Annotated in this window: 25 protein-coding genes; 10 read left to right on the forward strand and 15 right to left on the reverse strand. The window is 43.8% G+C overall.

Annotated features, from left to right (window positions below; translation table 11 throughout):
• Positions 1–71: 71 nt before the first annotated feature.
• The 4 genes from ACYVNW_RS17745 to ACYVNW_RS17760 form a co-directional block, all read right to left on the reverse strand.
• A complete protein-coding gene (locus ACYVNW_RS17745; RefSeq protein WP_460681258.1) occupies positions 72–305 on the reverse strand; it encodes a hypothetical protein in 234 nt (77 codons plus the stop codon).
• A 742-nt stretch (positions 306–1,047) separates the two neighbouring features.
• Positions 1,048–3,123 (reverse strand): TonB-dependent receptor, encoded by a 2,076-nt coding sequence (locus ACYVNW_RS17750; protein WP_460681259.1) that lies wholly within the window; start codon positions 3,121–3,123, stop codon positions 1,048–1,050.
• Between the two features lie 60 nt (positions 3,124–3,183).
• Positions 3,184–4,521 carry a PQQ-dependent sugar dehydrogenase gene (locus ACYVNW_RS17755; RefSeq protein ID WP_460681260.1) on the reverse strand — a complete coding sequence of 446 codons (1,338 nt, stop codon included), beginning with the start codon at positions 4,519–4,521 and terminating at the stop codon, positions 3,184–3,186.
• Between the two features lie 81 nt (positions 4,522–4,602).
• Positions 4,603–5,130, reverse strand: a complete 528-nt coding sequence (locus ACYVNW_RS17760) for an NADPH-dependent FMN reductase (protein ID WP_460681261.1) — start codon at positions 5,128–5,130, stop codon at positions 4,603–4,605.
• Positions 5,131–5,279: 149 nt separating this feature from the next.
• On the opposite strand from ACYVNW_RS17760, the gene ACYVNW_RS17765 reads away from it, so the two are divergent.
• From ACYVNW_RS17765 to lepB, 5 genes are read left to right on the forward strand one after another with little or no spacing between them, the layout of a single operon-like run.
• Positions 5,280–6,083, forward strand: a complete 804-nt coding sequence (locus tag ACYVNW_RS17765) for a ParA family protein (RefSeq protein ID WP_460681262.1) — start codon at positions 5,280–5,282, stop codon at positions 6,081–6,083.
• 9 nt (positions 6,084–6,092) lie between these two features.
• Positions 6,093–7,016: a ParB/RepB/Spo0J family partition protein gene (locus ACYVNW_RS17770; RefSeq protein WP_460681263.1), complete on the forward strand. Its 924-nt coding sequence runs from the start codon at positions 6,093–6,095 to the stop codon at positions 7,014–7,016.
• Positions 7,017–7,018: 2 nt separating this feature from the next.
• A complete protein-coding gene (locus ACYVNW_RS17775) occupies positions 7,019–7,675 on the forward strand; it encodes a DUF5683 domain-containing protein (RefSeq protein ID WP_460681264.1) in 657 nt (218 codons plus the stop codon).
• Positions 7,672–8,424 carry a 4-hydroxy-tetrahydrodipicolinate reductase gene (dapB, locus tag ACYVNW_RS17780; protein WP_460681265.1) on the forward strand — a complete coding sequence of 251 codons (753 nt, stop codon included), beginning with the start codon at positions 7,672–7,674 and terminating at the stop codon, positions 8,422–8,424. The genes ACYVNW_RS17775 and dapB overlap by 4 nt, the downstream gene beginning before the upstream one ends.
• A gap of 23 nt (positions 8,425–8,447) precedes the next feature.
• The gene (gene lepB / locus ACYVNW_RS17785; protein WP_460681266.1) at positions 8,448–9,602 is read left to right on the forward strand and encodes a signal peptidase I; all 1,155 of its coding nucleotides are present in this window, start codon (positions 8,448–8,450) and stop codon (positions 9,600–9,602) included.
• A gap of 64 nt (positions 9,603–9,666) precedes the next feature.
• Here the strand turns inward: lepB and ACYVNW_RS17790 are convergent, their stop codons facing one another.
• From ACYVNW_RS17790 to rpmB, 7 genes are all read right to left on the reverse strand, one after another.
• A complete protein-coding gene (locus tag ACYVNW_RS17790; protein WP_460681267.1) occupies positions 9,667–10,740 on the reverse strand; it encodes an Ldh family oxidoreductase in 1,074 nt (357 codons plus the stop codon).
• 114 nt (positions 10,741–10,854) lie between these two features.
• Positions 10,855–12,447: a bacillithiol biosynthesis cysteine-adding enzyme BshC gene (gene bshC, locus ACYVNW_RS17795; protein ID WP_460681268.1), complete on the reverse strand. Its 1,593-nt coding sequence runs from the start codon at positions 12,445–12,447 to the stop codon at positions 10,855–10,857.
• A 49-nt stretch (positions 12,448–12,496) separates the two neighbouring features.
• Positions 12,497–13,807, reverse strand: coding sequence for a 30S ribosomal protein S12 methylthiotransferase RimO (gene rimO, locus ACYVNW_RS17800; RefSeq protein WP_460681269.1), 1,311 nt, complete (start codon positions 13,805–13,807; stop codon positions 12,497–12,499).
• Positions 13,808–13,891: 84 nt separating this feature from the next.
• Positions 13,892–14,857, reverse strand: a complete 966-nt coding sequence (gene ftsY, locus ACYVNW_RS17805; RefSeq protein WP_460681270.1) for a signal recognition particle-docking protein FtsY — start codon at positions 14,855–14,857, stop codon at positions 13,892–13,894.
• A 133-nt stretch (positions 14,858–14,990) separates the two neighbouring features.
• A complete protein-coding gene (locus tag ACYVNW_RS17810) occupies positions 14,991–15,149 on the reverse strand; it encodes a DUF4295 domain-containing protein (protein WP_460681271.1) in 159 nt (52 codons plus the stop codon).
• Between the two features lie 102 nt (positions 15,150–15,251).
• On the reverse strand, positions 15,252–15,434 hold the full coding sequence (gene rpmG / locus ACYVNW_RS17815; protein ID WP_074490316.1) for a 50S ribosomal protein L33: 183 nt from the start codon (positions 15,432–15,434) through the stop codon (positions 15,252–15,254).
• 101 nt (positions 15,435–15,535) lie between these two features.
• Positions 15,536–15,769, reverse strand: a complete 234-nt coding sequence (gene rpmB / locus ACYVNW_RS17820; RefSeq protein WP_169605628.1) for a 50S ribosomal protein L28 — start codon at positions 15,767–15,769, stop codon at positions 15,536–15,538.
• Positions 15,770–16,000: 231 nt separating this feature from the next.
• On the opposite strand from rpmB, the gene acs reads away from it, so the two are divergent.
• Positions 16,001–17,902 (forward strand): acetate--CoA ligase, encoded by a 1,902-nt coding sequence (gene acs / locus ACYVNW_RS17825; protein ID WP_460681272.1) that lies wholly within the window; start codon positions 16,001–16,003, stop codon positions 17,900–17,902.
• 69 nt (positions 17,903–17,971) lie between these two features.
• Positions 17,972–18,157: a CsbD family protein gene (locus ACYVNW_RS17830; RefSeq protein WP_460681273.1), complete on the forward strand. Its 186-nt coding sequence runs from the start codon at positions 17,972–17,974 to the stop codon at positions 18,155–18,157.
• A 31-nt stretch (positions 18,158–18,188) separates the two neighbouring features.
• Here ACYVNW_RS17830 and ACYVNW_RS17835 read toward each other — a convergent pair whose 3' ends face one another.
• Positions 18,189–18,737 carry a Uma2 family endonuclease gene (locus ACYVNW_RS17835; protein ID WP_460681274.1) on the reverse strand — a complete coding sequence of 183 codons (549 nt, stop codon included), beginning with the start codon at positions 18,735–18,737 and terminating at the stop codon, positions 18,189–18,191.
• A gap of 106 nt (positions 18,738–18,843) precedes the next feature.
• Between ACYVNW_RS17835 and surE the strand changes: the two genes are divergently transcribed.
• Positions 18,844–19,617, forward strand: coding sequence for a 5'/3'-nucleotidase SurE (gene surE, locus ACYVNW_RS17840; protein WP_460681275.1), 774 nt, complete (start codon positions 18,844–18,846; stop codon positions 19,615–19,617).
• 2 nt (positions 19,618–19,619) lie between these two features.
• Here the strand turns inward: surE and ACYVNW_RS17845 are convergent, their stop codons facing one another.
• Complete coding sequence (locus tag ACYVNW_RS17845; RefSeq protein WP_460681276.1) at positions 19,620–20,186, reverse strand: hypothetical protein; 567 nt, start codon at positions 20,184–20,186, stop codon at positions 19,620–19,622.
• 69 nt (positions 20,187–20,255) lie between these two features.
• Here ACYVNW_RS17845 and ACYVNW_RS17850 point away from each other — a divergent pair, with 69 nt between their 5' ends.
• Complete coding sequence (locus tag ACYVNW_RS17850) at positions 20,256–20,516, forward strand: hypothetical protein (protein ID WP_460681277.1); 261 nt, start codon at positions 20,256–20,258, stop codon at positions 20,514–20,516.
• A gap of 4 nt (positions 20,517–20,520) precedes the next feature.
• Entirely contained in the window at positions 20,521–21,648 is a 1,128-nt protein-coding gene (lpxB, locus tag ACYVNW_RS17855; protein WP_460681278.1) for a lipid-A-disaccharide synthase, read from the forward strand.
• An 84-nt stretch (positions 21,649–21,732) separates the two neighbouring features.
• Here the strand turns inward: lpxB and ACYVNW_RS17860 are convergent, their stop codons facing one another.
• The gene (locus ACYVNW_RS17860; protein ID WP_460681279.1) at positions 21,733–21,900 is read right to left on the reverse strand and encodes a hypothetical protein; all 168 of its coding nucleotides are present in this window, start codon (positions 21,898–21,900) and stop codon (positions 21,733–21,735) included.
• A 22-nt stretch (positions 21,901–21,922) separates the two neighbouring features.
• Positions 21,923–22,111: a hypothetical protein gene (locus tag ACYVNW_RS17865; protein WP_460681280.1), complete on the reverse strand. Its 189-nt coding sequence runs from the start codon at positions 22,109–22,111 to the stop codon at positions 21,923–21,925.
• Positions 22,112–22,351 lie beyond the last annotated feature (240 nt).

Raw genomic sequence — 22,351 nt, forward strand, 5'->3', positions numbered from 1 at the left:
GCCAAGAATCAAGACTAACTTCTCCTTAAACGGAACTTCTTGATTCTTGGCTCTTATTTCTTGACTCTATCTTATGGTTGCACTTTTCCTTCCCGCATGCCTGGTTCATCGGGCGGAGTTTTAATTGGATTTACCGGTTCTTCTTCAGTTTCATGCTGTTTAGCCACATTGCCAAAATCGGCCTGCTCATCATGATATTCTTTATCTTCCGGACGAATGACTGCCTTGCCGCCATTATCCTCCGGCCTGTCGCTTGGTGTATCCGAAGGTGAAGGTTTATTATGTTCGTTTGCTGGATTTGTCATGATGGATTAACAAGGTAAGGGTGTGAATTGTTCAGGTGGTTATTTGAGGTTTGGATTTTATGAGGCCCGGGTTGTCAGTTACGAGTGTCAGTGGATGTTACTTTCTTTTTTCCGCAAAAAGAAAGTAACCAAAGAAAAACTCGTGGCTGCGTCTTTTTCTTTGAGGTGTGCAGTGCGTGGGCGACCGGTAGTAGTGGCTGAAAAAGCCAAGGCCACATGGGGAGGGTATGGGTGTGCAGTGGTTACAGTGGTCTGAATAAGAATTTACAAGATTCGAGAATGAGCAGAATGCTTTGCGGCTTTTTGTTATCACCCACGTCATTGCGAGGTACGAAGCAATCTTTCACCACTTGACTAAGACAGGATGCATAGAGATTGCTTCGTACCTCGCAATGACGTGGTGGTAGTATGTTTGGTACCAGTTATTTCTTGATTCTTGGCTCTTTACTCTTGATTCTTTTCCTCTTGTCAGCCCCTCAGCTTTGGGCGAAAGGCGGGCAGCACTTGGTGGGTGGTGTAATGGCAAGAGGCCTTTTAGTGTTTGAACTACCAGTAAACAAAGCACAAGCCGCACATCCGCAAACACTAAACAGCCTGTGGTGCCGCCCGCCTTTGCAGCTAAGGCCCTGTGCGGTAAAAAGCCTAAGCGGGCTGCACTTGATTTTTTGGTTCTTTTGTATAAAGACAAAAGAACAACAACGGAAATACAGTACAAACCAACAAAGCGGATAGCAGCAAAAAATCAAAACCTCACACTCATACCCCCATAAAAATTTCGCAAAGGAGCAGCGTTGTAATACCGGTTGCCTACCGCATTTAAATCGTTACCCAAGCTGTACCGCTCATTCAGCAGGTTGTCAGCGCCTGCATATACATCTAAAAAGCTTTTAGTACTCAGCTGAAACTGCCAGCCGGCTTTGGCTTGCAGTAAATGGTAAGAGCTGGCATAAACCGTATTGGCATCGTTAAGTGGAATGCGGGAGGTGGCATTATACTGTAAAAAGGCATACAACCGGTGTGGAAAAAGGATATGTACACTGCTAACCGAAACCTGCCGGGGTACACCAGTGAGGCGATTGCCCGAGTAATTGGTACCGGCTACCTGGTAGTTATTAAAATTGAACTTGCTTAATGCGTAACTCTGGTTAATTTGCAGTCCACGAATAAATTGATTTCCGTTTTGGCGAATAATCCACCAGTTTAAACTCGCTTCCAAGCCGGGCTGACGTGTGCCGCCTGCATTTAGATAGTACTCGGTTTCATCGGGGTGTAGGCGGCGCACGATGGCGTTTTGCAGGCGGTAGTAAAAAGCTGATACATCCAGCAGTAAACTTTCATTGCGGTTACGCAAACGAAAACCGGTTTCGTAATTCCAGCCGTTTTCGGCCTGCAAATTAGTATTAATAATGTTGTCAGTAGGGCGTATTTCGGCCAATGCCGGAGGCGAATATCCACGGCTTACCGAGGCGCGCCACACAAAGTTACCTGTAAATTGGTAGGAGAGTGCAATTCTAGGCATTAGCTGCGCTGATAAACTACGCCTCGAAAAATCTGATTGATTTAGCGGATAAATCTTTCTGAAATCGAAACGGTAAAAATTGAGGCTCAACGCTGTTTCTACATGCAGGCGTTTGTATAGTTCGGCTGTGTAGCGTATAAAGAAAAAGTGCTGGTTGTTATGAATATCATCTTTGGCTTGCGCCGTGTCTCTTGTGCCGCCCCGGTTCCCGTAATTATTAATGTGAGAGTTGGTTTGCTGCCACTCTATACCTGCGTTGGCCTGCCAGCTAAAGTTTTTCAATGGCTGCGCGGTGAAAGTGAAGTAACTGCGCAGCCCATAAGTGCCTTCATAACGCTGTTCGTAATTGGTAATAAAAGGATTGCTGAAATCTACATATGAGCCATAAACAGCTGTCGTGTTCTTGAGTTGGTCGGTAAGATAAGCTTCGTTTACAGCGCCACCATACGTCATTTTGGTGCTAATACGGATTTGCTGCTGTATAGCGCCCGGCAGGGTAGCAGTGGGGTAGCGGGCAGCACGCGGGTTGGCCTGGTATTGGGCCAAGGTTAAGCCGCCGGGCGTTTGGTAACTCAAATCAGAATAAAAACCTAAAATGCGCAGTTGATTTCTGCGGGTGTAATTAAAACGGTCAACCGCCTGCACGTAATGGCGCTGCATATAACTGTGATCGCGGTAGCCGTCATAGGTTTGATAAGCCTGGCTGATGTTAAGTTGATTGCGTTGCCATTGGTGTTGCACAGAAGCGTTTTCATGCAGTAAGCCGTAGCTACCGGCATTAATACCAAAACGGGCATAGCTGCCGGTAGCTTGCCGGTTAACCGGACTGACCAGCACTACACCGCCTGAGTTGGCGCCAAACAAACTGCCATCGGGCCCTTTCAGTACTTCGATACCCTGGATGCTGTTAAAATCCAAAGCGTTTAGATAAGTGTTCCCGCCGGCATCGGTAAGGGGTAAATCATCAAAGTAAACTTTAATATTACGTATACCAAAAGGCGAGCGCAGCAAACTACCGCGGATGGAGAGGCGGTAACTGCCTGGAGTACGTTCTTCCATGCGTACACCCGGTAACGTATTCATGGCCGGTACCAGCGAGGCCGGAGACTGTAATTGCAGCTGTTCTGTGCTTAATGTGCTAACCGATGCAGGCACATAAAGGGCCGGCTGGTTAGATAAATATCCCCTGATGATCACCTGCTTTAAGGTATCGGTTGGTGCAGTGTTAACAGATTTGGGTTGAGCTTGCGCAGTGATGCAAAACGCAATTAATAATATTGACAGAGATTTGAAAAGCATAAATATTGCTGCTGCAACGCAGCAGCAATATTACTACAATTTATTACAGGCAATGTTGTGTTATTTTGCAGCACTTACACGCCAGATGGTGTTGCCCGAGTCGTCTGCTACTAATAAAGAACCGTCTTTGGTTGTTGCTAAATTAACCGGCCTGCCGTGCACTTCCTGCTTGGCGCTATCGGCTAAAAATCCGGTCAAAAAATCCTGCGGCTTGCCGCTGGGTTTGCCATTACTAAAAGGTACAAACACCACTTTATAACCTGATAGTACCGAGCGGTTCCATGAGCCATGCTGGCCAATAAATGCCCCATCCTGATAAGGTTTTGGGAAAGCTTTATTGGTGCTGAAGATTAAACCAAGTGAAGCTGTATGTGCACCCAAAGATACATCGGGCACAATAGCTTTTTGTACCAGGTCTGGGCGTTGCTTTTGCTTGTTGTCTTTTACAATGCGCGGGTCAATATGCTGGCCCCAGTAGCTGTAAGGCCAGCCGTAAAAGCCGCCTTGCTGTACGCTGGTCAGGTAATCAGGTACCAGGTTGTCGCCCAATTCGTCACGTTCGTTTACAGCAGTCCATAAGGTGTTTGTGCCGGGGTAAAAATCTAGGCCTACTGGGTTTCGCAGGCCGCTGGCATACACTTGTTCGTTTTTACCATCCAGGTCAATCATCAGAATGTTGGCCCTGCGTATTTCGTTCTCTATGCCGTGTTCAGCCGCATTACTGCCCGAACCTACCGTTACAAAAATATGCTTACCATCAGGACTTAAATGCAGGTTGCGCGTCCAGTGGTTATTGTAGCCACCTGCAGGTAAGCTGAGTATAGGCGTACCTGCAGTGCTGATTTTGGTTTGCCCTGTGGTGTAAGGGTAGCGCAAAATACCATCGGTATTGGCTACATAAAAGTAGTTGCCCACCACCAGCATCCCAAAGGGCTGGTTCAAGCCGCTTAAAAATACCGTTTTCATGTCCGGCATACCATCGCCGTTGGTATCACGAAACAGGAGGATGTTGTTCGGACTTTTGCCTACATTTTCTGAGTGAGCCGCACCAGTAACTTTAGCGCCCACTTTTTTTACTACACCTTTTTGCTCGGTAGTAGCCTGCGATACAAAAATATCTCCGTTAGGGGCAACATAAACATTACGCGGATTATCCAGGTTGCCGGCAAACTTAGTTACCGTAAAACCGGCAGGTGCTGTTGGCTTAACGCCCTCAGGCCATCCAATAAGTTTACTATAATTACTTACTGATTTAGTAGCATAGGGTGCAGGCAAATTTACCTCTCGGTTGGTGCTGTCAGTCAGGGTATCGGCTTTCGAGGCGTCGGGTTTAGGTTGGGTACAGGCTGCCTGCAATAAAATTGCGGCTAAGGCCGTAGTGTATAATGTGTATCTCATAGTTAAGGAGCTGATGTGCAGCGCCTTTTTCTTAACTATAAAATTAAATTATTTGTTTGAACGATTACCTATAGTGGAATATCAATACTTAATAAATTTATCCATCTGCTCATCCGTAAACTTTACAGTATCGGCTTGAAACAGGTTGCCCTCAGCATCCAGTTCCTGGCGGATGCCGGAGATATGGATTTTTAAGGCCATCACATGCAAGTTCATATAATTACAAATGCCGGTAAAATGCTCTATCCCACGGATGTTACCGTACTTGCCCGATGATAAGCCTACCAGCGCCGCTTTCTTTTCATAAAAGCTCTGCGGAAAGTCGCAGCAGTCAATAAACGTTTTCAATACGCCCGGAAAACTGCCATTATATTCGGGAATGATGAACAAAAATTTTTCGGTTTCGGTTACCAGTTGCTGTATGGGGGCAAAGGCCTCGCTGCGCTTGCCGTAGAGGTCGGTTTGCAATAAATTGGCAGGTAAATCAGTTAAGCTAAACAGGGTAGCGGGCTGGCTTTTTTCAGCTAACCTGCGCTGGTAATATTGAGCCAGTTTAAGCGTGGCACTGCCGGGCCGGTTAGTAGCTGCAACTATGGTAATTTTGGTCATTATTGTTTATAAGTTGGTAAAAGCTGTGAATTACGCAATTGTTTTAATTCGTATCTTTATACCCGGTTAATACCTTGGCGAAAGTAAAAATTTTAGGTTTACTTTGCTAAAAGCGAAATCATTGTGTGGTAAATTTTTGAGAATAGAGAATGAGTAAAATAATTGCGTTGGCTAACCAAAAAGGCGGTGTAGGAAAAACAACCTCATCAATAAACCTGGCTGCAAGTTTGGCCGTGCTTGAATATAAAACCCTGCTGGTCGATGCCGATCCGCAGGCCAATTCTACCTCCGGTATTGGGTTTGATCCCCGTACCATTAAGAACAGTATTTACGAGTGCATCATTAACCAGATTGACCCTAACGAGGCCATACAGAAAACGGAAACGCCTAACCTGGATTTGCTGCCTGCACATATTGACCTGGTAGGTGCCGAAATTGAGATGATCAATCTTACCGACCGCGAGTACAAAATGCGCGGTGTATTGGATAAGGTAAAGGACCGTTACGATTTTATCATCATTGACTGTTCTCCATCATTAGGCTTAATTACTATTAACGCCTTAACTGCGGCTAATTCGGTAATTATACCAGTGCAGTGTGAATACTTCGCGTTGGAGGGCTTAGGTAAGCTGTTGAATACCATTAAGATTGTGCAGAACCGCTTAAACCCTCAACTGGATATTGAAGGTATTTTATTAACGATGTATGACGTGCGCCTGCGCCTGTCAAACCAAGTGGTAGAAGAGGTGCGTACCCACTTTGAGGATTTGGTGTTTGATACCATTATTCAGCGTAACACCCGTTTAAGTGAGGCACCAAGCTTTGGTGTATCGGTAATTATGCACGATGCTACTTGTAAGGGAGCCATCAATTACCTGAACCTTGCGCGCGAGATTGTAAGAAAAAATAACATGGTGCGCGAAAGCAGCGAGCAAAACACCGTAACTGTATAGTAAGCCCCGATGAGTGTAGAAAAGAAAAGAGGATTAGGAAAAGGCTTAAGCGCCCTGCTGGATGATTCGGCCACATTAATGCCGTCATCTAAAGGCAATCATCATTCGCAAGGGAATTCTCCGGTGAGTGAAGCAGGTAACTTGGGTTCGGTAAATGAGATCAAAATTGATGAGATTGAAGTAAACCCTTACCAGCCCCGTACTGATTTTGATGCCGAAGCATTGCAGGAACTCGCCGAATCTATTAAGCTGCAAGGCCTGATACAGCCGATTACAGTACGTAGGGTAAATGCACACAGCTATCAGCTTATTTCGGGCGAACGCCGCCTGCGTGCGTCAAAAATGGCTGGTTTAAAGCAAATACCTGCTTACGTACGCACCGCCAATGACCAGCAGATGCTGGAAATGGCGCTGATAGAAAACATACAACGTGAAAACCTGAATGCTATTGAAGTGGCCCTCAGCTTCCAGCGTATGCTGGATGAGTGTAATTTAAAGCAGGAAGAGTTAGGCGAGCGCGTGAGCAAGAACCGCTCAACGGTTACCAATTACCTGCGTCTGTTAAAATTGCCGCCGGCCATTCAGGCTTCCATCCGTGATGGCAACATCAGCATGGGGCATGCGCGTGCGCTCATTACCATTGATAGCCCGGATACTCAATTGCATTTGCATCAGCTTATTTTGCAACAAGGTTTATCGGTGCGTAAGGTAGAGGAGATGGTGCGTAATTTGAATTCGCAGCCGGCCGCTAATAAAAAGCAAAATCAACCGTTACAGTTATCGCATCATATCCGTAAAATTCAGGATGACTTGGCCTCAAAGTTCAGTACCCAGGTGAAGCTGAAGATGGGCAATGAAGGTAAAGGCAGTATCGAGATTCCTTTCCTGTCTGAAGATGACCTGAACCGGATATTAGAAATGCTGGACTGGTAGCCATGTATAAACTCATTTTTACTTTTGTTGTCCTTTTAATAAGTACTGCTGTATTTGCCCAGCAACCCGATACGGCTAAGACCAATAAAACCGACTTGCAAAACCGCAGGCAGGATTCCATTACTTCAAAACCTTTTGTACCCAAAGTAAAAAAGGAAAAAGTATATCACCCGGATAGTACGCACCTGCCGCATACGGCCGTTATGCGCTCATTGAAAGTACCGGGTTGGGGACAGGTATATAACCACCAATGGTGGAAAGTGCCGTTGATTTATGGTGGTTTAGGCGCTTTGGCTTACTTTGCTGTTGATAATTATAACACCTACAAATCGCTTACCAACGAAGCCAAAGCCCGCCGCGGTGATGCCGGTTATAGCCGCAGTCCAGAATGGGCCAACGTGCCCGGAACTTCGGATGCCTTTTTAACTTATGCCAATGGTTATTCGCGTAACTATCAGCTTTCTATATTAGGCTTTGCGGCCGTTTGGGGCGTGAATATTATAGACGCGTATATTCAGGCTAAATTTCAGCATTCTTACTCGATGGATAATAACCTGGGTATGAAGATTACGCCCGGCATAATTACGCAGCCCCTATACGCTTCTAATAATATTGGTACCTTTACGCCTGTTTTAAAAGTTACCTTTACGCTAAAATGAAAATTGCAATACTGGGCTATGGCAAAATGGGCAAAATTATTGAAAGCATTGCTCTTGGCCGTCAGCACGAAATCGTACTTAAAATTGATCGTGATAATGCACATGAGCTTACGTCTGCCAACCTGCAGCAGGCTGATGTGGCTATAGAATTCAGCACCCCGCAAACTGCGCTCACTAACATTAAGGCCTGCCATGAGGCCGGTATACCAGTTGTAGTTGGCACTACCGGTTGGTACGAACATCTGCCAGAAGTTCAGCAATGGTATACAGATAACCGTACGGGCTTAATGTATGGTACCAATTACAGTGTAGGCGTAAACATCTTCTTTCATGTAAACAAGTTGCTGGCTAAACTGATGAGTAATTACCCGTATTATGATGTGCAGGTAGATGAAATTCATCATACTCAAAAGTTAGATTCGCCCAGCGGGACGGCCATCACTATTGCAGAAGGTATTTTAGAAGGTATTCAAGCTAAAAAAAGCTGGATCAATATATTAAATACCGGTACGCAGGCAGATGAACCGGTTTCAGTTCCTGCCGACCAACTGTTAATCGAATCGCACCGGATTGAAAGTGTCCCGGGTACCCATACCGTAGTTTATGACTCGGAGGTGGACAGCCTTGAGTTTAAGCATACCGCCCACAACCGCAACGGTTTTGCTTTAGGCGCGGTGTTGGCCGCCGAGTGGCTGCAACACAAAAAGGGTTGTTTCCCGGTAACAGATATGTTTGAATTTGGCGCTTAGAAAGCGTAATTATAAGTTTAGCAATGAACTGGAAATTTTGGACAAAGCGGGATAAAACCGTCCCGAAAAAAAAGAAAAGCACTGCCCGTGAGTGGACAGATGCTATCATATTTGCCGTTATAGCAGCTACGCTGATTCGTACGTTGTTTATTGAGGCTTACACCATACCTACACCATCTATGGAGCGTTCGTTGCTTGTAGGCGACTTTCTGTTTGTAAGCAAGGTAAATTACGGCGCACGTATGCCTATTACACCTGTAGCTTTTCCGTTTGCGCACCACACTATGCCGGTGTTAGGCACCAAAGCTTATTGGGATGGCGTTAAACTGCCTTATTACCGTTTACCCGGTTTAAGTGAGGTAAAAAGAGGTGATGTAGTTGTATTCAATTACCCTATGGAAGCTGATTCACCATATTACCGGCCGGTAGATAAGCGTGAAAATTACATTAAACGCTGCCAGGGCGGGCCGGGTGATACCCTGAGCATTCGTGATGCCCAAGTATATGTAAACGGTAAAGCCAACGGAAGCTCCCCGGGCGAGCAGATGGATTACAATGTAACCACTACTCAACAAGTTACCATTACCAATGAGCAGTTTCAGCAGGCTTTGCAGGATTTGCAGATTACCCAATACAATCCGGGCATTTACACCATGACCAAGCAGTCGGCCAAATCATTAAGTGCTTTCCCGGGTTTGATGGTGCAGCCACGTATATCTCCACGTGATACGGCAGATGTTAACGGCGGCGCTGTATTCCCGAATAACAATCCTTATTATTCGGGTAAATTCAGTAATTCACGTTATATCAATTGGAATGCAGATAACTACGGGCCAATCCTTATTCCTAAAAAAGGATGGACGGTAACTTTAAATGATACCAACTTACCTGTATATGAGCGTGCAATAACGGTTTATGAAGGTAACCAACTGGAAAGACGTGGTAACGATATATATATTAACGGCCAAAAGACCAACCGCTATACCTTTAAAATGAATTATTACTGGATGATGGGGGATAACCGCCATGATTCGGCCGATTCTCGTTACTGGGGTTTTGTTCCTGAAGATCACATTGTAGGTAAGGCCCTGTTCATATGGATGAGTTGGGATGATAACGCTACCTTCCTGCATAAAATACGCTGGAGCCGGTTGTTTAACGGTATCAAATCTTACTAAAAACAAAGAAGCCGCATTTTACAAAATGTGGCTTCTTTGTTTTTAGTATTCGGAATGTTATTAACTATAAACGACTGATCCCAAATTTATCAGCCAATTCATTAAGGTCGGCTACTACTGCATCTACTAAAGGGATGCCATTAGTTTTGCGTTCTCGTTCAGCCTGAAGTTCCGGTTCGCCGGGAATGACAACCTGTTGTTCGGTGTCAATAGTTTGAGCGGTTTTAAAACGCTCAATCCAATTATCAATGTGCGCTTTAAAATCATCAGCAGGCCTGAAGCCGTCTATACGCATAGCGCCCACAAAGTGGCCAATACCCTGACCGGGAGCATTAGGTGCGGGATCTAAAAATGCTACAAACGGCGGTACCCAGGGGCCATAGTTAGCGCCCGGCAACACACCGCTCAGTAAATCTACAATTGCAGCCAGCCCAAAGCCTTTATGACTGCCTTGCTCTTTATAACTTCCTAAAGGCAGCAAAGCTCCCCCATTTTTTAACCCATGCGGATCGGTAGTGCTATGGCCTTCGGCATCTTGTATCCAACCTTGAGGCACTTGCTGCCCCGCGCGCTGGGCAATTTCTAATTTACCGTTGGCTGCAGCCGAGGTAGCCATATCTACTACCACCGGTGGGTATTGGCCTGCCGGGAAGGCATAACAAATAGGGTTGGTACCCAGCAAGCGTTCAGTTGAGTAAGTTGGCGCTACCAGCGGACTGGCGTTGGTCATGGCTATGCCAATCATATCCTGCTCAACCGCTTTTAGCGCATGGTAACCTGCAATACCAAAATGATTGGAGTTGCGTACGGCTACCCAGCCTGAGCCGTACTGTGCCGCTTTTTGCATAGCTACCTGCATAGCAAAAGGCGCAACCACTAAACCCAAACCTGCATCGCCGTCTACAGTGGCAGTAGTAGGTGTTTCGTGTACTACTTTAATATTAGGTGTGGCATTGATGCGCTGCTTTTCCCATAAACGTACATACCCAATCAGGCGGGCTACGCCATGCGAGTCCACACCCCGTAAATCAGCCTGCAATAATACATCGGTAGCTAACTGCGCGTGTTCGGTGCTGCAACCTATGGATAAAAATATTTGTTGAGTGAATTGGCGGAGGTTAGACGCTGAGACAAGCATAGAAAAAAATTTATGTTGTCATTGCAAGTTACGAAGCAATCCCGTAGCTATGCTTACGCGATATATTTACGACGGGATTGCTTCGTACCTCGCAATGACAAATTATAAAGAGATTTACTCGGTTAACAAAGTAAATTCAAAATCCAATGGTTCGAAATTACGGATCAGTTCGTCAACAAAGGTTCGTCCCCATTTCACATAGGAAAGACCAAAGTTTTCGGTACGTTCCTGCAAGCTGTTTTTCGGAAAAAGTTCGGCCTTGATTTGTTCGATTTGGTTCAACCGGATTTCGAAATTCTTCTTTTCTGCTTTCACCAGTTTCTTCTCCAAATTATGAATTGCATGTTTTAAACGTGCCTGTATGGCCTCTGTAGATGCAATTAAGGTATTATCAACTTCGCTGGCGTGCGCTTTTACGCGCTCAAACAGTTGTGCAAAATCCTGCCACTCTGTATCAAGTGATAAATTACGATCGCTGTGCTTTTTTACCCAGTTGTTTTTAATTTCATCAGCCGGTTTAAATAGTTCTGCAGCTGAAAGGTTCATGCCCTTTATTTTTGCAGCGGTACTTTTTGGAATCAACAGTGCTGAATTGCGCAGTATCAGGATAGGGAAATCAACCTGATAACGGTCGAAATTTGATTTCAGTTCCATCCAATACACTACTTCGGCACCACCACCAACATAGGCAATGTTCGGCAATATACATTCCTGGTATAAAGGCCGCATTACCACATTCGGACTAAAGCGCTCTGGATGGATATTGATTTCCTGCCGGAGTTCTTCTTTTGAAAAGCTGATGTCGGTATTCAATACCTGGTAACGGCCGTTCTCATAAACCAGGCGTTCACGCAGTGCATCTTTTAAATAAAAGAAATTGATTTCACGTGGGTTTACTTGTATATGTACGCCTGCTTTTTGTAACTGCTCGTTTGTAGCCGTAATGTTTTTATAGCTGTTCTGCTCAATAATATCTGCAGTAATAATAGGGGCAAAGTGCTGTTTTAAACGTTTATCATCCGCATCTATAATTACCAGCCCATGGTGGCCGAACAAAGCATGAACCAGGTACCGGGTGGCATCAGCCAGCTTGTCAAATTTAGTATAAGCTGTTTCTACCATTTGTGCCAGTTCGGCTGCATGACCCTGAATGCCCAACACTCCTTTGTACTGGTTAATGGCCTGCCGCATGGTATCGGGGTTGATACGCCCGGTAGCACCCGAAGCCTCGTACCACCAATGCACTTTTTTACCACCGATATGGGTGTAATTGATTTCGGCAAAATCATGGTCTTCTGATGCCATCCAATATACAGGAACGAAGTTTTTATCTGGGAAAGCTGCTTTCAGCTGGCTGCACAACTTGATAGCTGTTGCAATTTTGTACAAAAAGTACAGAGGACCGGTGAAGATATTGAGCTGGTGACCGGTAGTTATGGTATATGTATCATCAGCCCTTAACAATTCTATTTGCTGCTGAACAAGGTCTACACTTTCGGATTGCACCGATGTGTACTGCCCGCTAAGTACATCGGCCAGTAATTGCCGGTTGGCGGTTACTTTCTTGTGTTCCAGTAATTCGGTAAAACCTTTAAGGGTGGGGCGGTGGCTATAAAAAGGACGAAGGGCGGGTACATCATCCAGATATTCGCTTATAGTTGACGAAAAATATCCGGTTTCTTTATAGCTGATACAGGTAGCTTCCATGTAAATCAAAAGTAGTGGCATTCTGTGAAATGCACACTACTTTTGAATGTTATTTTACAATTTGTCCATAAAGGTCGAAGTCTTCAGCGTAATCAACCTTTACGTTTACAAAGCTGCCAATGGTGGCGTATTGTTGTGAGGCATTAATTAATACCTCATTATCTACTTCTGGTGAGTCAAACTCGGTACGGCCGGTAAAATAGCCATTATCTAATTTATCGATGAGTACTTTATAGGTTTGACCTACTTTCTCCTGGTTTTTTTCAAATGAGATACCTTGCTGAATTTCCATAATGGTATCAGCGCGTTCCTGTTTTACATCTTCAGGCACGTCGTCTACCAATGAGTATGCATGCGTTTTTTCTTCGTGCGAATAAGTGAAACAGCCCAGGCGGTCGAAACGGGTGTCTTCTACCCACTGTGCCATTTCCTCAAAGTCCTGTTGCGTTTCACCGGGGTAACCGGTAATCAGCGTAGTGCGCAGGGCAATGTTTGGCACTTTATCACGAATGTTGTTTACCACATCAATGGTTTTCTGCTTGGTAATACCGCGGCGCATAGATTTCAGCATGTTATCGGTAATGTGCTGCAAAGGCATGTCGAGGTATTTACAGATATTATCGCGCTCATTCATGGCATCCAGTATTTCCATCGGGAAACCGGATGGGTAAGCGTACTGCAGGCGAATCCATTCTACACCATTTACGTCGCTTAAGCGGCGCAACAGTTCATCTAAATTACGCTTGCCATATAAATCTAAACCATAATAGGTAAGATCCTGCGCAATCAGAATCAGTTCTTTGGTGCCATTTTTTACCAGGTTCTCCGCATTTTTTACCAGCTGCTCCATCGGCGTACTCATGTGCTTACCACGCATTAGCGGGATGGCACAAAAAGAGCAGGGGCGGTTACAGCCTTCAGCAATTTTAAAGTAAGCAAAGTGGGATGGAGTGGTGAGCAAGCGCTCGCCTAATAACTCATATTTATAGTTAGCACCGATGGTTTGCAGTACATCTTGCAAGTCGTTAGTGCCAAAATAAGCATCCACATTTGGTATTTCGGCCTGTAATTCGGGCTTGTAACGTTCAGACAGGCAACCGGTAACAATAACTTTGCCTACTTTGCCTTGTTCCTTCAGTTCACTGTACTGCAAAATGGTATCGATTGATTCTTGTTTGGCGTTATCAATAAAACCGCAGGTATTGATTACCACAATATCGTTTTTCCCAACTTTATCTGCCTCATGCACCACATCAAACTGGTTTCCCTTTAGCTGACCCATCAATACTTCTGAGTCGTAAATATTCTTGGAACAGCCCAAGGTCACTACGTTAACTCTTGGCTTTTTTGGTTGCACCATTAAGGGTTTTGCTAATTCTTTCGTCCTCATCTATCGCTTACTTCACTACGTCATTGCTTCATTCATAGCAAAAACGATTTTATATTATTTCTTAAATAAACTATCTACAAAGGCTTTGCGGTCAAACAACTGTAAGTCATTCATGCCTTCGCCTACGCCAATGTATTTTACCGGTATTTTAAACTGGTCGGATATGCCAATCACTACACCTCCTTTGGCTGTGCCGTCCAGCTTGGTTAGTGCCAGCGCATTTACATCTGTAGCCTGGGTAAATTGTTTACATTGCTCAATAGCATTTTGGCCGGTAGAAGCATCCAATACCAACAGTATTTCGTGAGGCGCATTAGGGATCACCTTTTGCATCACGTTTTTAATTTTGGTCAGCTCATTCATCAGCCCCACTTTATTATGCAAACGGCCTGCAGTATCAATAATAACTACATCCTCGTTATTGGATACTGCTGAACGCAAGGTGTCATAAGCTACCGAAGCGGGGTCTGAACCCATAGGCTGGGCTACCACGCGTACATCCACACGCTTACCCCAAAGCTGTATCTGGTCAACCGCTGCAGCGCGGAAGGTATCGGCAGCACCTAATACTACTTTATTACCGGCTTGCTTCAACTGATGAGCCAGCTTGCCAATGGTAGTGGTTTTACCTACACCATTCACACCCACCACCATAATTACATAAGGCTTGTGATTGCCATATTCAAAATTATTAAAGTCGTTGCTGTTGTTTTCGGCCAGCAGTTGTTGTATCTCATCGCGCAGCAGGTTGTTTAATTCACCTGTGCCCACATACTTATCGCGCGATACGCGGGCTTGTATGCGGTCAATAATTTTCAGGGTAGTGCTTACACCTACATCCGAAGTTACCAGCACTTCTTCCAGGTCATCCAGTACATCATCATCAACAGTTGATTTACCGGCTACCGCTTTGGTAAGCTTGGAGAAAAAACTGTCCTTGGTTTTTTCCAAACCGGTATCAAGGGCTTCCTGCTGTTGCGGAGTGTTGTCCTTCTTTTTAAAAAAATCAAATAGTCCCATGTGTGATTGAAGTACAAATATCTGAAAGTAGGGTGAAACTTAGCGAATTACAGCTGAAATATGATGCGCTAATAACAAAAAAGCCCTCTCGTGATGTACAAGACGGCTTTAATACTTTTAATAACGGGTAAAATTATGCTTTACCGTTAATCGCATCCTTTACGTGATCGTTGTGAACGATAACTTCTTTGAAAGAATAAGCGCCGGTTTTAGGTGATTTCACCATGGTAACTACTTTAGAGTATTCTTTACCTTTACCGGTTTTCAGGGTTGCAACTACTTTCTTTGCCATTTCTTTTAATGATTTAAGTTAGTGAGTGAAAGCGTGATTGAGTAATAAGGGGAAGTAGTTAAATAACTACTCACTCAATCAACCAAATCAACCAATAACCAATTACTTAATTTCTTTATGAACGGTTACTTTACGCAATACCGGGTTGAATTTTTTCAATTCTAACCTTTCAGTAGTATTTTTTTTGTTCTTGGTGGTAATGTAACGTGACATGCCGGGCATACCGCTCTCTTTGTGCTCGGTGCACTCTAAAATTACCTGAACTCTGTTACCTTTTTTTGCCATAATATTTTTATGTTGTGAGTTGTCAGTTGTGAATGGTGTTTAGCTCGCAGTGCTTCACAGCACAAGGGGTAGCTTAACTGCCTTCAAACAGTCAATCTCTATTAAATGTATCCTTTTTTTACAAATTTATTGATACAAGCGGTGATACCATTTTTGCTAATGGTTTTCACAGCTGAAGTAGATACTTTTAAAGTAATCCACTTATCTTCCTCGGGGATATAAAACTTCTTAAGCTTTAAGTTAGGATAGAACTTGCGCTTGGTCTTTACGTTTGAGTTAGAAACGTTATGGCCATTCATCGCGCTTTTACCAGTTAAATCACAAATTCTTGACATGACAACTATCTTTTTATTTTGACTGCTCTTTTCAAAAAGAGTTTGCAAATATCAGCATTAATCGGCAAATATTCAAGAATCATTTCAAAAAAAATATAATAAACAAATATATTGCAGCCGTATTAATATACAAGGCATGTCACTGGTCAAGACAAGTAAGGTCAGTTGATAATTTATGCTTAACTAAATCGATTTATCTGTATATTTCGCAACCAAATTATACCTACTTTCATGAAAATTACTTCTTTAGAGCAATACCAACAGGTATATCAGCAAAGCGTTGAACAGCCCGAGCAGTTTTGGAAAGGCATTGCCAATAACTTTTCCTGGCATAAAAAATGGGATAAAGTGTTGGAATGGGATTTTAAAAATCCTGATATCAAATGGTTTCAAGGCGCTAAGCTGAATATCACTGAAAACTGCCTTGACCGCCATCTGAATACCATCGGCGATAAGCCTGCCATTATCTGGGAACCTAATGACCCTGCCGAGGATCACCGTGTACTTACTTATAAGCAGTTGCATGATAAAGTTTGCCAGTTTGCCAACGTGTTAAAAAACAACGACGTTAAACGAGGCGACCGCATTTGTATTTATATGCCTATGGTACCGGAGCTGGCTATTGCCGTATTGGCTTGTGCCCGCATAGGTGCGGTGCATTCGGTAATATTCGGTGGCTTTTCAGCGCAATCGATTGCTGATCGTATTCAGGATGCACAATGTAATGTAGTTATTACTGCTGATGGCGGTTTTCGCGGAGCAAAAGATATCCCGTTAAAATCGGTTATTGATGATGCGCTGGTACAGTGCCCATCAGTTAAAAGGGTAATTGTACTCACTCGTAGCCACACCCCGGTGAGCATGATTAAAGGCCGCGATGTGTGGTGGGAGGACGAAATTAAAAAAGTAGAAACTCAGGGTAATCCTGAATGTCCTTCTGAGGAAATGGATGCCGAGGATATGCTGTTTATTCTGTATACCTCCGGCTCCACCGGTAAGCCTAAAGGTGTGGTGCATACCTGCGGTGGCTATATGGTATATACCGGCTACACCTTTGCTAATGCCTTTCAGTATGAGCCCGGCGAAATATACTTCTGTACAGCAGACATCGGTTGGATTACCGGGCACTCTTATATTGTATACGGGCCGCTATCGCAAGGCGCTACCACATTGATGTTTGAAGGTGTACCTACCTGGCCGGATGCCGGGCGCTTGTGGGATATTGTAGAAAAATATAAAGTAAATATATTATATACTGCGCCAACTGCTATCCGTTCGTTGATGAGCTTTGGCTTGGATTTAGTAAAAAACAAAGACTTAAGTTCGTTAACCAAGTTGGGTTCGGTGGGCGAACCATTGAATGAGGAAGCCTGGCACTGGTTTGATAATAACGTGGGCCACAATGAATGTCCTATTGTAGATACCTGGTGGCAAACCGAAACGGGTGGTTTCATGATCTCGCCCATTGCCAATGTAACGCCGTTGAAGCCGGGTTATGCCTCATTGCCGCTGCCGGGCGTACAACCGGTGCTGGTGGATGAGAATGGTAAGGAGATTGAAGGTAACGAAGTGAGCGGTAACTTATGTATCAAGTTTCCGTGGCCAGGTATATTGCGTACCACCTACGGCGACCATAAACGCTTTAAAGACACGTATTTTTCTACTTATGAGGGCATGTATTTTACCGGCGATGGCGCACTGCGCGATAAAGACGGCTATTACCGCATTACTGGCCGGGTAGATGATGTGCTGAATGTATCGGGCCACCGTATAGGTACTGCCGAGGTAGAAAATGCCATTAATATGCACAGCAGCGTGGTAGAGTCGGCTGTGGTGGGTTACCCGCACGATATTAAAGGACAGGGCGTGTATGCATTTGTGGTAAGCCCGAATAAGCATGGTGATGATGAGCTTACCCGCAAAGATATATTAATGACAGTGAGCCGCATTATCGGCCCGATTGCCAAGCCAGATAAAATTCAGTTTGTAAGCGGGTTGCCGAAGACCCGTTCGGGAAAAATTATGCGTCGCATACTGCGTAAGATAGCTGAAGGCGATACCGCTAACCTGGGCGATACTTCAACCTTGCTGGATCCGGGCGTGGTAGATGAGATTAAAGACGGCGCTTTGTAATACTAAAACACCAAATGTGTTGATAGTTGTTATACTCTTATATCTATAAGCTACTAAAAACAATACATTATGGACAAGTTAGAATTAAAAGGCAGCTGGAATGAGCTGAAAGGAAAAGTGAAACAAGCTTACGGCGATTTAACCGACGACGATCTGAAGCACGAAGAAGGTAAAGACGATGAATTGTACGGCCGCCTGCAGCAAAAAACGGGCAAAACCCGCGAAGATTTAATAGACTGGCTGAAAAGCCTGTAGACATAAAGCCCGGCAGTACCGGGCTTTATGTTTACTTAAAAATTTTATTGAGGTGGAGCGCGAGTCCATCGAGGATAATGGAGCTTAAACTTTCTTCTTTCTGCGCTTTCTGGTGCAGGTAATAAAAACCGTCTTTTAAGGCGTAAAGCTCTGCGCTTTGTGCTATAGGGTCAACAATAATATATTCTTGAACACCAAACCGCTCATAAATATCTTTCTTTTGGCGCAGATCGTAATAGGCGTTAGACGGGGAAAGTATCTCCAAAACCATATCTGGAGCGCCCATGATGTATTTTTTAATAATGGATTTTCTATTTTCAGAAACGTAGACTAAATCAGGCTGAAATATATTCCCCTCGTCAAAATGAACATCAATAGGAGCAAACATAGTAACTCCGTTATTATTTTTATTTTCGAGATAAGAGGACAGCTGTATAAAAATTCGACCAAGTATAAGCTGATGATCAGTTAAAGGTGATGGCGACATAACTAAATCATAATTAATCAACTGAAATGGCGCACCCTCTTCCAGCAATTCATAATCTGCTACTGTGTACTTCTTTTTTTCAGTGGTTAACATATATCAAATATAACTAATTTCGCGCCAACAATAAACAGCGTATCATCATTGCTTTGTTTCGGGCAGTGATTTTTTGGCGCTAACTTACTGTTAACAACACATAATTATGGCAAAGCAAAAACCAACTATACTGGTAGTAAATGATGATGGTATTACCGCTCCCGGCATTAAGGCGCTGATGGAAACCATGCAGGAAATTGGCAGAGTAGTAGTGGTAGCGCCGGATAGTCCGCAATCGGGCATGGGGCATGCCATTACGATAGGCAAACCACTCAGGTTAGACAAAGTAGATTTATACGAGGGTTTCGAAACCTACCGCTGTTCAGGCACGCCGGTAGATTGTGTGAAACTGGCTGTTAATATCATATTTAAAGGGAAAAAGCCTGATTTATGTGTATCAGGCATTAATCATGGCTTGAATAATTCTATCAATATTTTGTACTCCGGCACCATGTCGGCCGCGGTAGAAGGTGCCATCGAAAGTATTCCGTCTATTGGGTTCTCATTGGATGACTATACCCTGCAGGCCGATTTTAGCAATTGCCTGAAATACGTAAAGGAAATTGCCCTGCAAGTACTGGCGCATCCTATGCCAACGGCCACATTGCTGAATGTGAATTTTCCGAAAGGCAATGATTTGAAAGGTATCAAAGTTTGCCGCCAGGCACAAGCCAAATGGGCAGAAGAGTTTGATAAACGAACAGACCCGCACGGGCGGCCATACTATTGGCTCACCGGTGAGTTTCAATTAAATGACCAGGGCGAAGATACTGATGTTTGGGCTTTACAGCATAACTACGTATCGGTAGTACCGGTACAGTTTGATATGACTTCACACCATGCCATACCGGTACTTAATAGCTGGAAGTTTAACTTATAAATTTATTCTTTCAAAGCTGATAAGGTAAGATCATTACCCATTGGCCCGCCTGTCATTTTATAAATAATAGGGAAAGCCGGGTTATTGATGATCCATAGCTTGGTTTTGCCGTTAGCGGTGGTGGCGTATATTAAATCAAGCGCCTTATCATTAAGGCTATAGGTTTCTGTGTCGGTAGCCACAGTAAAGGTTTGCTTGTTCAGGTCGAATGTTTTATTTGTGATTAAACTGTTAAAGCTGTCTTTTGATAATACGGCCAACGTTTCATCGTCTTTCAACTTAGTTGTGGCTTCCATATCCGGTTCGCGCAGAGCCATCTTGGTGCCGCTTTGCATGCCTTTAGCCGTAAACAGATAAGTGCCGCTGCCAAAGCCGGGCAGCGACCACTGCATGGTTACCGGGTCTGTAATGCTGGTTAATGTTAAGGTAAGCGGTACATCCTGCCCCAAATTACGCACATGAGCATTGTAAGTAATTACAGAGCCGTTTTTTAATTGCGGCACATATTTTTGCGCCTTTGCTGCGGTAAACAGGCAAATTATAGTGAATAATAATGCGATTCTTTTCATGAGATGAATTAATTATGGTGTTAAAAATACTATAAATAAAATGCGGTAGTATAATAACTTTGAAAACTTATGCAAAAAGGAAATCAACTCCTTCTGGGGCTGCTTGTGGGTATGATTCTACCTGTTATTTCGTGGTTTGTGGTAGCTGATAAATGGAGTGCTGTTCCTTATTTGGGTAAGCCCGGCGTACCGTATTTATTTGCAGCAACATTAAATTTACTGCTGCTGAGATTAAGCTACAAAAAGGGAGCCGACCAGACCGGTAACGGTATTATGCTGGCTACTTTCATTTTTGTATTGGCCGCATTTATTCTAAAAATTAAGCATTAAGCGTATGAAGTATTACCTCATAGCCGGCGAAGCTTCCGGTGATTTGCATGGTGCTAACTTAATGAAAGCATTGAAGGAGCGTGATGCTGATGCCGAGTTCCGCTTTTTGGGAGGCGATTTGATGCTGGGGCAGGGCGGCCAATTGGTGAAGCACTACCGTGAGATGGCTTACATGGGCATTGTTGAAGTAATAGCTCATTTACCGGCCATCTTAAGGAACATGAAGCAAACCAAAGCTGATTTGCTTCAATGGCAGCCGGATGTTTTAATACTGATTGATTTTCCGGGCTTTAATCTAAAAATAGCCGAATTTGCTAAACAGCACCATATACAAACAGATTTTTATATCTCTCCAAAAGTTTGGGCCTGGAACCAGAAGCGGGTTTTTAAAATTAAACGGGTAGTTGACCATCTGTTTTGCATTTTACCTTTTGAGGTGAATTTCTATAAGCAATGGGATATGAAGGTAGATTATGTAGGCAACCCATTACTGGATGCCATAGTTGATTTTCAACCTGATGCTGATTTTTTAAAGAAACACAGTTTGACAGGTAAGAAACTCGTGGCCTTGCTGCCAGGCAGCCGCAAGCAGGAAATAAGTAAGTTGTTACCGGTAATGGAAGAGGTGGCCGGCCGGTTTACTGATTATCAATTTGTAATTGCCGGAGCCCCGGCTTTCGAAGCAGAGTATTACTATCAATATTTGAAAAATACCAATTTGCCGGTACTCTTTGGCGCCACATATGATCTGTTAACTCATGCAGAAGCAGCCATTGTAGCTTCGGGAACAGCTACTTTAGAAACGGCTTTATTTAGAACACCACAGGTGGTAGTGTATAAAACCAGTGCAGTTACAGCGGGCCTGGCACGGCTGGTACTCAAAATCAAATACATTTCATTAGTTAACCTGATTATGGACCAATTGTTGGTGCGTGAACTGATACAACAGGATTGCAATGCCGAAAAAGTTGCGGATGAATTGAATAATTTATTGAACAATGCTCAGTACCGGCACCAGATGTTAAGCAATTACACCCGCTTGCAACAAGTAATGGGAGAGGCAGGTGCATCGGCCCGAACGGCAGACTTAATTATTGAATACGCTAAAGGTAAAAAGCAAATAGCCCGGTAAGTAAAAAAGGCTTTGCCTCAACGGCAAAGCCTTATGTTTTCATAGGTGATGTTTAGTACTATATAGGTAGATGTAGATGTATGCTTATGCTATAGACAATTGGGTAATGTTAGCTTCAGGATTGATAGTACCGATAATATTGTATTGCACTTTTCTAATCGCTTTTAAATCAGCTTCAAGCAAGGCTTTTAATTCTTTATCAATACGGTTAGCTAAACTTACAATTGCTGCGGTAGTTTGTACAGTGTTCATAATTCAATGCTTTAGGTTGTAATTATTCTTCAGTTGTTTTGGGCTTGTCAATATGGTCAGTCTCGGTCAGGTTGTCTTTCCTGCGCTTGGCTTCCTCATATAAACGTTCTGCTTGCTCTTTTTCTCTCGAATCAGATGGCGCTTCCGGGTCTTGCGGATTTTGCCATTGTTTTTCTTCTTCGTTAGCAGGATGTTCGTTTGATAAACTCATATCTGTTGTCATCTGTAACTGTTAGAGCCAATGTTGTGCCAAAGTATATATACCAAGGGAGTGTCTTTGCAAATGCTTGTATTACAGAGAGAAAAATTAAGTGAAGTATAGCATGAGTTAAGCTACAATGTTCGGTGTAGCTGTACATAGATACTAAAAGCAGACAATTAGATGTAAGTAAAAGTCAAAAGTAAAAAGTCAAAATTCAAAAACAGCATTCACGAGTATGAGTTGCCAACT

Source organism: Mucilaginibacter koreensis, from assembly GCF_054783355.1.

Excerpts from the sequence above, each read along its gene's own strand:
- ACYVNW_RS17745 (WP_460681258.1), bottom strand. The coding sequence starts at position 305 with ATGACAAATCCAGCAAACGAACATAATAAACCTTCACCTTCGGATACA.
- ACYVNW_RS17750 (WP_460681259.1), bottom strand. The coding sequence starts at position 3,123 with ATGCTTTTCAAATCTCTGTCAATATTATTAATTGCGTTTTGCATCACT.
- ACYVNW_RS17755 (WP_460681260.1), bottom strand. The coding sequence starts at position 4,521 with ATGAGATACACATTATACACTACGGCCTTAGCCGCAATTTTATTGCAG.
- ACYVNW_RS17760 (WP_460681261.1), bottom strand. The coding sequence starts at position 5,130 with ATGACCAAAATTACCATAGTTGCAGCTACTAACCGGCCCGGCAGTGCC.
- ACYVNW_RS17765 (WP_460681262.1), top strand. The coding sequence starts at position 5,280 with ATGAGTAAAATAATTGCGTTGGCTAACCAAAAAGGCGGTGTAGGAAAA.
- ACYVNW_RS17770 (WP_460681263.1), top strand. The coding sequence starts at position 6,093 with ATGAGTGTAGAAAAGAAAAGAGGATTAGGAAAAGGCTTAAGCGCCCTG.
- ACYVNW_RS17775 (WP_460681264.1), top strand. The coding sequence starts at position 7,019 with ATGTATAAACTCATTTTTACTTTTGTTGTCCTTTTAATAAGTACTGCT.
- dapB (WP_460681265.1), top strand. The coding sequence starts at position 7,672 with ATGAAAATTGCAATACTGGGCTATGGCAAAATGGGCAAAATTATTGAA.
- lepB (WP_460681266.1), top strand. The coding sequence starts at position 8,448 with ATGAACTGGAAATTTTGGACAAAGCGGGATAAAACCGTCCCGAAAAAA.
- ACYVNW_RS17790 (WP_460681267.1), bottom strand. The coding sequence starts at position 10,740 with ATGCTTGTCTCAGCGTCTAACCTCCGCCAATTCACTCAACAAATATTT.
- bshC (WP_460681268.1), bottom strand. The coding sequence starts at position 12,447 with ATGGAAGCTACCTGTATCAGCTATAAAGAAACCGGATATTTTTCGTCA.
- rimO (WP_460681269.1), bottom strand. The coding sequence starts at position 13,807 with ATGGTGCAACCAAAAAAGCCAAGAGTTAACGTAGTGACCTTGGGCTGT.
- ftsY (WP_460681270.1), bottom strand. The coding sequence starts at position 14,857 with ATGGGACTATTTGATTTTTTTAAAAAGAAGGACAACACTCCGCAACAG.
- ACYVNW_RS17810 (WP_460681271.1), bottom strand. The coding sequence starts at position 15,149 with ATGGCAAAGAAAGTAGTTGCAACCCTGAAAACCGGTAAAGGTAAAGAA.
- rpmG (WP_074490316.1), bottom strand. The coding sequence starts at position 15,434 with ATGGCAAAAAAAGGTAACAGAGTTCAGGTAATTTTAGAGTGCACCGAG.
- rpmB (WP_169605628.1), bottom strand. The coding sequence starts at position 15,769 with ATGTCAAGAATTTGTGATTTAACTGGTAAAAGCGCGATGAATGGCCAT.
- acs (WP_460681272.1), top strand. The coding sequence starts at position 16,001 with ATGAAAATTACTTCTTTAGAGCAATACCAACAGGTATATCAGCAAAGC.
- ACYVNW_RS17830 (WP_460681273.1), top strand. The coding sequence starts at position 17,972 with ATGGACAAGTTAGAATTAAAAGGCAGCTGGAATGAGCTGAAAGGAAAA.
- ACYVNW_RS17835 (WP_460681274.1), bottom strand. The coding sequence starts at position 18,737 with ATGTTAACCACTGAAAAAAAGAAGTACACAGTAGCAGATTATGAATTG.
- surE (WP_460681275.1), top strand. The coding sequence starts at position 18,844 with ATGGCAAAGCAAAAACCAACTATACTGGTAGTAAATGATGATGGTATT.
- ACYVNW_RS17845 (WP_460681276.1), bottom strand. The coding sequence starts at position 20,186 with ATGAAAAGAATCGCATTATTATTCACTATAATTTGCCTGTTTACCGCA.
- ACYVNW_RS17850 (WP_460681277.1), top strand. The coding sequence starts at position 20,256 with ATGCAAAAAGGAAATCAACTCCTTCTGGGGCTGCTTGTGGGTATGATT.
- lpxB (WP_460681278.1), top strand. The coding sequence starts at position 20,521 with ATGAAGTATTACCTCATAGCCGGCGAAGCTTCCGGTGATTTGCATGGT.
- ACYVNW_RS17860 (WP_460681279.1), bottom strand. The coding sequence starts at position 21,900 with ATGAACACTGTACAAACTACCGCAGCAATTGTAAGTTTAGCTAACCGT.
- ACYVNW_RS17865 (WP_460681280.1), bottom strand. The coding sequence starts at position 22,111 with ATGAGTTTATCAAACGAACATCCTGCTAACGAAGAAGAAAAACAATGG.